This is a genomic window from Paracoccus nototheniae (genome assembly GCF_004335005.1).
Taxonomy (GTDB): domain Bacteria; phylum Pseudomonadota; class Alphaproteobacteria; order Rhodobacterales; family Rhodobacteraceae; genus Paracoccus; species Paracoccus nototheniae.
In genome coordinates this window covers 17,241-27,130 of record NZ_RQRT01000058.1, presented here as the reverse complement: position 1 = coordinate 27,130, position 9,890 = coordinate 17,241, and the positions used below count along the sequence as shown (strand labels likewise).

10 protein-coding genes are annotated in these 9,890 nt (G+C 67.5%); 3 read left to right on the top strand and 7 right to left on the bottom strand.

Annotation, left to right across the window (positions count from 1 at the left end; genetic code table 11):
* Positions 1-4: 4 nt before the first annotated feature.
* Complete coding sequence (locus EG885_RS17150; protein ID WP_242679720.1) at positions 5-805, top strand: class I SAM-dependent methyltransferase; 801 nt, start codon at positions 5-7, stop codon at positions 803-805.
* On the top strand, positions 805-1,848 hold the full coding sequence (gene hemH / locus EG885_RS17145) for a ferrochelatase (RefSeq protein WP_131576923.1): 1,044 nt from the start codon (positions 805-807) through the stop codon (positions 1,846-1,848). The genes EG885_RS17150 and hemH overlap by 1 nt, the downstream gene beginning before the upstream one ends.
* Positions 1,849-1,904: 56 nt before the next feature.
* On the opposite strand, the gene EG885_RS17140 is transcribed toward hemH, so the two are convergent.
* Positions 1,905-2,507: a L,D-transpeptidase gene (locus EG885_RS17140; RefSeq protein ID WP_131576920.1), complete on the bottom strand. Its 603-nt coding sequence runs from the start codon at positions 2,505-2,507 to the stop codon at positions 1,905-1,907.
* Between the two features lie 240 nt (positions 2,508-2,747).
* Between EG885_RS17140 and dalA the strand changes: the two genes are divergently transcribed.
* Positions 2,748-3,263: a divisome-associated lipoprotein DalA gene (gene dalA / locus EG885_RS17135; protein ID WP_131576917.1), complete on the top strand. Its 516-nt coding sequence runs from the start codon at positions 2,748-2,750 to the stop codon at positions 3,261-3,263.
* An 86-nt stretch (positions 3,264-3,349) separates the two neighbouring features.
* Here the strand turns inward: dalA and EG885_RS17130 are convergent, their stop codons facing one another.
* The 6 genes from EG885_RS17130 to hslO form a co-directional block, all read right to left on the bottom strand.
* The gene (locus EG885_RS17130; RefSeq protein ID WP_131576914.1) at positions 3,350-3,874 is read right to left on the bottom strand and encodes a L,D-transpeptidase family protein; all 525 of its coding nucleotides are present in this window, start codon (positions 3,872-3,874) and stop codon (positions 3,350-3,352) included.
* Positions 3,875-3,938: 64 nt separating this feature from the next.
* The gene (locus tag EG885_RS17125) at positions 3,939-5,165 is read right to left on the bottom strand and encodes a class I SAM-dependent RNA methyltransferase (RefSeq protein WP_131576912.1); all 1,227 of its coding nucleotides are present in this window, start codon (positions 5,163-5,165) and stop codon (positions 3,939-3,941) included.
* Complete coding sequence (locus EG885_RS17120; RefSeq protein ID WP_131576910.1) at positions 5,162-7,006, bottom strand: ABC transporter ATP-binding protein; 1,845 nt, start codon at positions 7,004-7,006, stop codon at positions 5,162-5,164. The genes EG885_RS17125 and EG885_RS17120 overlap by 4 nt, the downstream gene beginning before the upstream one ends.
* Positions 7,003-8,160, bottom strand: a complete 1,158-nt coding sequence (locus EG885_RS17115; RefSeq protein ID WP_131576908.1) for a CCA tRNA nucleotidyltransferase — start codon at positions 8,158-8,160, stop codon at positions 7,003-7,005. Before EG885_RS17115 ends, EG885_RS17120 begins: the two co-directional genes overlap by 4 nt.
* Positions 8,157-8,759 carry a CoA pyrophosphatase gene (locus EG885_RS17110; protein ID WP_131576906.1) on the bottom strand — a complete coding sequence of 201 codons (603 nt, stop codon included), beginning with the start codon at positions 8,757-8,759 and terminating at the stop codon, positions 8,157-8,159. The genes EG885_RS17115 and EG885_RS17110 overlap by 4 nt, the downstream gene beginning before the upstream one ends.
* Entirely contained in the window at positions 8,756-9,778 is a 1,023-nt protein-coding gene (gene hslO, locus EG885_RS17105; RefSeq protein WP_131576904.1) for an Hsp33 family molecular chaperone HslO, read from the bottom strand. Before hslO ends, EG885_RS17110 begins: the two co-directional genes overlap by 4 nt.
* Positions 9,779-9,890: the final 112 nt, after the last annotated feature.

Genomic DNA, 9,890 nt, shown 5'->3' with positions numbered 1-9,890 from the left:
CGCCCTGACCGACCGCCCCGCGCTGGACCGGCAGCGCGCGCGGGCGATCCGTCAGGGCCATGTCGATCTGTTCCACCAGATCGCTGCCGATGAAATTCAGGATAGGCTGGCAGAGGTTAAAAGAACGTTTACAGCCCCCGCCCTCGTGACCGGTTTTCCCGGTCCTTGGGCGGCCCGCTTTCCGGATGCCCGCGTCGTGGCCGATGATGCGGTGCTGGATCTGACGCCGGGCGCGCATGATCTGGTGATCCATGCGCTGTCGCTGCACTGGGCCGACGACCCGGTGGGCCAGATCGTGCAATGCCGCCGTGCCCTGCGCGAGGACGGCCTGTTCGTCGCCGTCTGTTTCGGCAACCAGACCCTGTCCGAGCCGCGCGCGGCGCTGGCCCAGGCCGAGGCCGAGATCACCGGCGGGCTGTCACCCCGCATCCTGCCGATGGGCGAGATCCGCGATCTGGGCGGGCTGTTGTCGCGCGCCGGGCTGGCCTTGCCGGTGGCCGATCTGCTGCATCAGCGCGCCAGCTATCGCGATCTGTTCCACCTGGCCCGCGACCTGCGCGCGATGGGCGAGGGCAATGCGATGGCCGCCCGTCTGCGCCACCCGACCCGCCGCGCCGTCCTAGACCGCGCCTCGGCCCTGTTGGCGCACCAAAGCCCCGACCGCGACGATCCGTCCCGTGTCGCGGTCAGTTTCGATCTGGTCTTTCTGACGGGCTGGGCGCCCTCGGACAGCCAGCCCAAGCCCTTGCGTCCCGGCTCGGCCCAGACCTCTCTGGCCGATGCTCTGGCCAACCTCAGGAAGTGATGATGCGACCCACCCATGCGCCTGCCGACCACCCCAAGATCAAACCCGCCAAAACCGGCATTCTGATCGCCAATCTGGGCACGCCGGACGGCTATGATTACTGGTCGATGCGCCGCTATTTGAACGAGTTTCTGTCCGACAAGCGCGTCGTCGATCTGTCGAAATGGATCTGGCAGCCCTTGCTGCAGGGCGTGATCCTGACGCGGCGGCCCTTTACCTCGGGCAAGAATTACAAGCTGATCTGGAACCACGAGGCGAATGAAAGCCCGCTGCTGACGATCACCAAGGCTCAGACCCGGGCGCTGGCCGCCATGGCGCAAGAGGAATGGGGCGATCAGGTGATGGTCGATTTCTGCATGCGCTATGGCAACCCCTCGACCGATGACGTGCTGCAAAGGATGATCGATGCGGGCTGCCGGCGGATCGTTTTCCTGCCGCTTTATCCCCAATATGCGGGGCCGACCTCGGCTACGGCCAATGACCAACTGTTCCGCAGTCTGATGAAACAGACCTGGCAGCCCGCCGTGCGCACTGTGGAACCCTATGTCAGCCGCCCCGATTACATCAAGGCGCTGGCCGACAGCGTGCGCCGCGCGCTGGACGGCAAGGTGCCGAAGAAACTGGTCGCCAGCTATCACGGGATGCCCAAACGCTATCTGATGCAGGGCGATCCGTATCATTGCCAGTGCCAGAAGACCTCTCGTCTGCTGCGCGAGGAACTGGGCTGGCCCGAGGGCATCATCGACACGACATTCCAGTCCGTCTTCGGCCGCGAGGAATGGCTGAAACCCTATACCGTCGAACATGTGGCCGAACTTGCCAGGCAGGGGCATACCGATATCGCCGTGATCTCTCCGGCCTTCTCGTCCGATTGCATCGAGACGCTGGAAGAGATCAACGGAGAGATCAAGGAAGCCTTCGAAGAGGCCGGGGGGCACGAATTCCAGTACATCCCCTGCCTGAACGACGATCCCGCCCATATCCGCGTCATGCTGGAGGTGATCCGCGACAATATCGGCGGATGGGTCGAGCCGCGCGGCTAAAGGAAAGGGGGCCCCGCGGGGCCCCCAGTCACATTGTCGGGGTCACGTCGTCGGGGTCACATCACCAGAACCTGTGTGCCGACCTTGGTCATCGCGAATAGCTGGGCGATATGTTCGTTATACAATCCGATGCAGCCGTTCGACGATTTCCGCCCGATCTTGCGCGTGTCATGCGTGCCGTGGATGCGGTAATACTGCCATGACAGCCACAGCGCATGGGTGCCCATCGGGTTGTCCGGCCCGGGCGGGACGAATTCCGGCCATTCGGGATTGCGCTCGCGCATGGCGGGGGTGGGGGCCCAGGACGGGCCATCGACCTTCCGGATGATCTCGGTCCGGCCGGTGCGCACCAGATCGTCGCTGACCGGGATCGAGCTGGGATAGACCCGATAGGTCGATCCGTCCTCGGACCAGTAATGGACCGCCCGCGAGGTCAGGTCGCACAGGATCGCGCCATTGGTCAGGTTCTGGAAATGCGGGCGCCAGTCCTGCCCCCGGAAGCTGGAGATATTGTGCTGGGGTGCCGGTCCGGTCGCCACCGGGGCGCCCGTCGCGGGATCGATCTGCTGCGCCCAAGCGGGCAGCGCCAGACTGGCGGCGCCAAGCGCCGCGGCAGAACCCAGAAAGGCCCTGCGGTTGACGGAAAACGACGTGCTCATCCACTCATGTCCTTCGTACGGATCACCGCTCTGAGGGGCGGATTGCTGATGGCGGTGGCCGGGAAACGGCCCGGTGCCGCGATGATCCTGAATATAGCGCCGGGCCGGGTCTGCGGCAATTCAAACTGTCGTTTCGGCATCACGCGGCGGCTGGCTGAACCGATCACGCCAAGTTGCGTTTGAACCTGCCGGGACCATTGGTTAGGACAGGGGCAGTCGTGCGAGGGGGCCTGCGGGAACATGAAGAAAATCAATGCGCTTGTTGTCCTGTCCATGCTGGCTTTGGGGGCCTGCGGGCCGCGCAACCTGATGGCACCGCCAATGGCCGCGCCGGTCGATCCGGTCGCCGCCGTGGCACCTGCGGTCGATGACGATGCGGCGATAGCCGGTCGCGTGTTGCAGCAGATCAACACCTTGCGCACCAATATCGGCGCCCCGCCCTTGTCGCCCAGCCCTCAGCTGGACGCGGCGGCGCTGGTGCATTCGCGTGACATGTCGGCACAGAATCGGGCATGGCATTGGGGATCGGACGGCTCCTCGCCGCTGGACCGGGCACAGCGACAGGGCCATACCGGTCGCCTGATCGGCGAGAACATCTCGGAAAGCTACGAGGACGAGATCCAGACCCTGTCCGCCTGGATGAGCGCCCGCGACACCCGCGACGTGATCATGGACCCGACCGCGACCCAACTGGGCTTTGCGCGGTTCAAGGAACCCTCGGGCAAGGTCTGGTGGACGCTGCTGACGTCGGGCTGATCTCCGCGCCAAGGCCATCAGCCGCAGACATGAAAAAGCCCCGGCGCGATCCGGGGCTGTTCATCATTTGCAGGGTCAGAGGTCGATCAGGGATAGATGACGATCGGGGTGCCGGGCATCAGCATCGCATAGATCTCTTCGATCTCCTGATCGGTGACGGCGATGCAGCCTGCGGTCCAGTCGCGTTGCTGAGGGAACAGGGTGTTGCCCTGCGGCCCGCGCCCGTGGATGAAGATATCACCGCCCGGATCGCGGCCATAGGCCTGGGCAAAGGCGCGGTCGTTGGGGTTGGGATACGAGATGCCGACCGACAGGTGGAACGCGCTGCGCGGGTTGAAGCGGTCGATGAAATAGACCCCCTCGGGCGTCTTGCCATCCCCCGAAAACTGCTTGTGCCCGGCGGGCTGATTGCCAAGGCTGACGTCGTAGGACTTGATGACCGAACTGCCGCTGAGCAGATGCATCCGCCGCTGGCCCTTGTTGATCGAGACCTGCGTGACCGGAGGCCCCGCATAACGATTGAAGGCCGGCACGGGTTTGGGCGGCTTGCCACAGGCTGCCAGCAAGGCAAGCGTCGAAATGGCGAAAGTCCTGCGGCTTAGTATGCTCATCACTGCCTCTGACGTGTTTTTTGTTTTTTGTGACTTTGGAATATCATGGATCGCACGGCTCTGACTAGCAAAGCGTGAAGGCTGCGACGATTTCGACATGGGGCGAAAACCGGAATTGATCGACCACCCACAACCTGTGGATGTGGTATCCTGCATCGGCCAGAATCCGCGCATCCTTGGCAAAATTCACCGGATCGCAGGCCACGGCGGCGACCACCGGCACCTTGGATGCGGCGATTTGCACGGTCTGGGCGGCCGCACCCGAGCGTGGCGGATCGATCACGATCGCGTCAAAATCGTGCAGTTCCTCGGCCAGAAGGGGGCGCCGGGACAGGTCGCGGACCTCGGTGGTGACCCGGTGCAGGCCCTTTGCGGCCCGCCAGCCCGAATCAAGCGCGGCCAGCGGGGCGGCCAGCCCCTCGACCGCGTGGACCGTGGCCTGCTGTGCCAGGGGCAGGGTGAAAGTCCCGCAGCCCGCGAACAGATCGGCGATGCGCGTGGCCCCGGCGACGGTCTGGCTGATGGCTGACAACAGCGCGGCCTCGCCCTCGGCGGTGGCCTGCAGAAAGGCGCCGGGGGGCGGGACGACCTGCGCGCCACCCATGGTCAGGGCGGGGGGGCGGCGGGTAATCGCCTGACCGTCCCAGTCCAGCCGCGCCAGATCGCCCTCATCCGCAAGCGCGGCCAGCGTCTGGAACAGTCCCGCATCCATCGGCTTGCCACCGCGCAGGGCCACGTCCAGCCCGGCGGGCCCATGGGTGACCGTCATCGACACCTCGGCACTGCGCGAGGCGCCCGCCGTCACGATCCGGCGCAGCAGCGGCAGGGCGGCGGTGATCTGGGGGCGCATCACATGGCATTCCGTCAGGTCGACGATAACATCCGACGCGCGGGCATGAAACCCCACCGTCGCGCCCTTTTTCGTGCGCCGCCCCGACAGCACCGCGCGCCTGCGCGACATCAGCGGCGAGACGTGGATCTGCGCCGGGGGCGCCGCGATCCCTTGGGCGGCCAGCGCGGTCTCGACCACCTGACGTTTCCATCGGGCGGTGAAATCCTCGGATGCGTGCATCAGCGAACAGCCGCCACAGGCGCGGTAATGCCCGCAAAGGGGCCGCACCCGGTCGGGCGAGGGGGTGACGATGCGTATCCCCGTCAGGCGGTCGCCCTCGGCCTGCCCCTCGATTTCCTCGCCGGGCAGGGTCAGGGCGGCCAGGGCGCGGGCGCCATCCGCGCCCATAGCGACCCCGTCGCCCTTGCGACCAAGACGCTCGACGGTCCACAGGCTCATTCTGCGGCCTCTTCGGTGCCCAGAAACCCGCCCGACTGCCGCGTCCAGTACCGCGCATAGCGCCCGTCGCGGGCCAGCAGCGCGTCATGGCTGCCCTGTTCGACGATCTCGCCATCCTCGATCACCAGAATGCGGTCCAGTTCGGCGATGGTGGACAGGCGGTGGGCGATGGCCAGCACGGTCTTGCCCTGCATGGCGCGGGTCAGGGCGTCCTGCACCTGCGCCTCGACCTCGCTGTCCAGCGCGCTGGTCGCCTCGTCCAGCACCAGAATCGGCGCGTCCTTCAGGAAGGCGCGGGCCAGCGCGATGCGTTGACGCTGACCGCCCGACAGCTTGACCCCGCGTTCGCCAAGATGCGCGTCATAGCCGGTGCGGCCCGCATAATCCTGCAGGCCCAGAATGAACTCATGCGCCTCGGCGGCGGTGGCGGCGGCGATGATCTCGGCCTCCGAGGCGTCCGGGCGACCATACAGGATATTGTCGCGCGCGGATCGGTTGAACATCGCGGTCTCCTGCGTGACCATCGCGATCTGGCGGCGCAGGCTTTCCTGCGTGACCGCGCGCAAATCGCGCCCGTCGATGCGGATCGCGCCCCCCTCGACATCGTAAAGCCGCAAGAGCAGCCCCACCAAGGTCGATTTCCCGGCCCCCGAGGCGCCGACGATGCCGATCTTTTCGCCCGCCGCGATGCTGACGGTCATGTCGCGGATGCCGCCCTCATCGCGGCCATAAGCAAAGGCCACATGGTCAAAGTCGATGCGACCCTGCACGCGGGACAGCACTTCGGCATCCGGGGCGTCGGTCAGGGCATGGGGCGGGGACAGGGTCTTCATCCCATCCTCGACCTCGCCGATGCTGCCCCACATTCCCATCAGCGCCATGCTGACCCATCCGGTCATCTGGCTCAGCCGCATGGCGATCGCGCCCGAGGCCGCGACATCGCCCACCGTCGCCGCCCCGTCACGCCACAGCATGATCGATCCGCCGACCAGGATGACCGGCAGGATGCCCGCGACGACCATCAGCGACAGGCGGAACCAGGTCGACACGACGCCGAAATCCAGCGCCCGTTCGCGAAAACCGGCCATCGCGCCAAGCGCGGCCTGATCCTCGTGATCGGCATGGGCGAACAGCTTGACGGTCTTGATATTGGTGATGGTGTCGACGACCTGGCCCGTGACATTGGCGCGGGCCGAGGCGCGCGCCCCCGATTTCGCCCGGATGCGCGGCAGGAAAAACCGGATCAGAAAGCCATAACTGGCCAGCCATGCCACCAGCGCCAGCGCCCCCCAGGCATCGACGCCCAGCAGAAACACCGCCGAGCCGATGACCGAGGCCAGCGCAAAGGCCACGACGTTCACCATCTCGGATGCGACATCGGTGACCGCGCGGGCGGTCTGCATCTGCTTTTGTGCCAGTCGTCCGGCAAAGTCGTTGTCAAAAAAGGTCACCGCATGGCCCATCGTCCAGCGATGCAGCCGCGACAGCACCAGCGGCAGGATGTTCGGCCCGATGATCACGTTGGAACTGGCCGTGGACAGGCCAAAGACGGCGGGGCGGATCACCAGGAAAAAGCCTGCGAACAGCGCGACCAGCCCCCAATGTTCCGTCCAGAACGTGCCGGGCGCGCTGCCCGCCACGGCATCGACGACCAGCCCCAGAAGCAGTGCCGAGACGACATCCGCCATCCCCCCAAGCGCCGAGGCGAAGGCCGCAAAGCCCAGACCCGGCCAGGCGCCCGACAGGCACCAGCGGAAAAAGGCCATCAGCGTGGCGGGCGGGGCGCCCTCGGCGGGGCGGAAGGCGTCGACCATGCGGCTGAAACGGGCGTGAAGGCTCATGTCGGATCCTTTTCGGCCAGACCCGCCGCATCGATCAGCGCGGGGGCAGGCAGGGTAAAGCCCGAGGCGATCCAGGCGGCCTCGGCGGCCTTCAGGGCGCGGCCAAGGGCCGGCCCCTGCAGCGGGGCCAGATCGGCGGCGGCAAGGGGCATCGGTGCAGCCGCCCCTGCCTCGATCCGGGCGGACCAGTCGGGGGGCAGGGGATGGCCCCGCGCAGCCATCAGGGCGGCGTGATCGGCGGCCGCATCGCGCCCAAGGCGATAGGCGGCCTCGTCCAGCGACCAGCCTTTCTGGAAGGCGGTGCGCAGTGCGGTCTGGGCGCGGGTCTCGGCCCGCGACAGGCGCAGGGCCGGGCCGGGATCGGTGGGCGACAGGGCGGTCAGACGGCGCGGCCAGCCGCCAGGCGCAGGCTCGGCCGCCAGCAGCGCGGCCAGCATCCGGGCGTCGGCATCGGGCAGCAGCATCGCCAGCACTCCGGACTGATCCATCAGCGCCACGGCGGGGCCGGGATCGGGGGCGGCCAGCAGCTTTTTCATCTCGGCCCCGATGCGTTCGCGGGCGATCCGGGTCAGCCCGCCCCGATGCGCGGCGCAGGCGGCGACGGCGGCGGGGTCGGCATGATGCCCATAGCGGGCGAAAAACCGGTAAAAGCGCAGGATGCGCAGGTAATCCTCGGCGATGCGGGCGTCGGGGTCGCCGACAAAGCGCAGCCGCCGCGCCGTCAGATCGGGCAGGCCGCCGACCGGGTCGATGACCAGACCCCCGCGATCGGCATAAAGTGCGTTGATGGTGAAATCGCGCCGGGCCGCATCCTCGGCCAGATCGGTGGAAAAAGCGACGGTGGCATGGCGGCCATCGGTCGCCACATCGCGGCGAAAGGTCGTGACCTCGAACCCGCGACCCTCGGCCACCAGCGTGACGGTGCCATGATCGATGCCGGTGGGCACGGCGCGCAGGCCCGCCGTTTGGGCCAGCGCCTGCACGCGGTCGGGGGGCGCGTCGGTGGCGATGTCGATATCCTCGACGGGCTCGCCCAGCAGGGCATTTCTGACCGCGCCGCCGACCAGAAAGGCCCGGTCGCCCTCGGCCTCCAGCGCGTCCAGCACCCGGATCAGCGCGGGATCATCCATGAGGGGCTGCGGCAGGTGCGTCATGGCGCCAGCCTTTGGGCCAGTCCCAGCAGGATGCGCGCGGTCGCCCCCCACAGGTAATAGGGCCCGTATGGCGCCGCGTGATAGCTGCGCCAGCCACCCCGCCAGCGCCTCCGTTCGATCCGGTATCGCGCCGGGTCGGCAATATGGGAAAAGGGCAGGGTGAACGCCTCTTCGACCTCGCCCGCCTCGGGCAGGGGGGTGAAGGCGCCGTCGATCACCGCGATCACGGGTGTGACGGAAAAGCCGGTGACGGTCCGGTGGGGCGGCAATGTGCCCAGAATGCGCACCTGCGCGGGGTCCAGCGCCACCTCTTCGCGGGCCTCGCGCAGGGCTGCGGCAATGGCGTCGCGGTCGCCGGGATCGACCTTGCCGCCGGGCAGGGCGATCTGGCCCGGATGATGGCGCAAGCCCGAGGCCCGCTTGGTCAGAACCAGCCGCCCGTCATCGGCGTGAAACGCCGCCAGCACCCCCGCCGCGCGCAGAGGCGCTGCGGGCGGCGCTGTCGGGGGCGCGGCATCGGGGTTCAGGTCGTAATCCGAACTGGGCGATGCAGCCTGCGACAGGGCGGCGACAAGCCGGGCCTCGGACCAGACTGTCACTCGGCCGCCTTGTCCTGAGGGGGCAGCGGATTGCCCATCGCGTCCACCACGGCCTCGAACCCAAGGCTTTTGGGGTCGAATTCGTAATGGGCGCCGCAGAACTGGCAATCGGCGGTGACGATCCCCGCATCGGTGGTCATATGACCGATATCCTTGGCCGAATAGATGGCCAGTGTGTCGCGCACCCGGTCCGCCGTGCAGGAACAGCCGAATTCCACCCGATGGGCGTCGAAGACGCGCGGGGTCTCCTCGTGAAACAGGCGCAGCAGCAGGTCCGTCGGCCCGACCGAGGGGCCGATCAGCTCCAGCGTCTCGACCGTGTCCAACAGGATGTTGGCACGGTTCCAATCCTCGGATTCGGCGCCCTGCAGGATGTCGGCGGCGGCGATCAGACCGTCCTGACCGGTGCCGCCATCGGTGGGCGAGACGGGCTGCGCCGGCAGGGTCTGCAGCATGATGCCGCCCGCCCGCCAGCCCGGCGCCTGACCCGCCGCGCGCGACAGCCCCGAGGCCAGCTGGAACCGCGTCGGCAGCTGTTCGGATTGCGCGAAATAGGTCTGCGCGCAGGCCGACAGCGACCCGCCGGTCAGCGGCGTGATCCCCTGATAGGGCGTGCTGCCCGGCCCCTGATCAATCAGGATGGCGAAATATCCCTCGCCGATCTGGGAAAAGGGATCGCTGCCGTCCAGACGGTCGGCGTCGAAACTGGCCCAGGCCCGGATGCGGGCGGGCTTGTCATCGCCCTCGGGGGCGAAATAATCGGCGGCGATGGTGCGGATCGCGCCATTGCCGCGCACCTGCAGGCTGAGCTTCCAGCGCAGCTTGACGGTCGGGCCGATCAGCGCGGTCAAAAGCGCGATCTCGGCCACCAGCGCGCTGACGGCGGGGGGATAGTCGTGGCGCGACAGGACATGGTCCAGAACCCCGTCCAGCCGCACGACGCGGCCGCGGATGGCCGAGCGGTCAAGTTGAAACGGCAGGACGGTATCGTCCCAGGCTATCTGGTTGATCTTGCTCATCATCGATCCTTGAAGTGGCAGTGGCGCCGCCGTGGCGGGCCCGGTTGCGCCCAATATAGGGCATTTGGCGCCGATCCCAAGGGGGCCCGGCGCGCCGCGGCTTTCCCCGCGG

Bases quoted from the DNA above. Each gene is read 5' to 3' on its own strand.
- hemH (WP_131576923.1), top strand. From the start codon at position 805: ATGATGCGACCCACCCATGCGCCTGCCGACCACCCCAAGATCAAACCC.
- EG885_RS17140 (WP_131576920.1), bottom strand. From the start codon at position 2,507: ATGAGCACGTCGTTTTCCGTCAACCGCAGGGCCTTTCTGGGTTCTGCC.
- dalA (WP_131576917.1), top strand. From the start codon at position 2,748: ATGAAGAAAATCAATGCGCTTGTTGTCCTGTCCATGCTGGCTTTGGGG.
- EG885_RS17130 (WP_131576914.1), bottom strand. From the start codon at position 3,874: ATGAGCATACTAAGCCGCAGGACTTTCGCCATTTCGACGCTTGCCTTG.
- EG885_RS17125 (WP_131576912.1), bottom strand. From the start codon at position 5,165: ATGAGCCTGTGGACCGTCGAGCGTCTTGGTCGCAAGGGCGACGGGGTC.
- EG885_RS17120 (WP_131576910.1), bottom strand. From the start codon at position 7,006: ATGAGCCTTCACGCCCGTTTCAGCCGCATGGTCGACGCCTTCCGCCCC.
- EG885_RS17115 (WP_131576908.1), bottom strand. From the start codon at position 8,160: ATGACGCACCTGCCGCAGCCCCTCATGGATGATCCCGCGCTGATCCGG.
- hslO (WP_131576904.1), bottom strand. From the start codon at position 9,778: ATGAGCAAGATCAACCAGATAGCCTGGGACGATACCGTCCTGCCGTTT.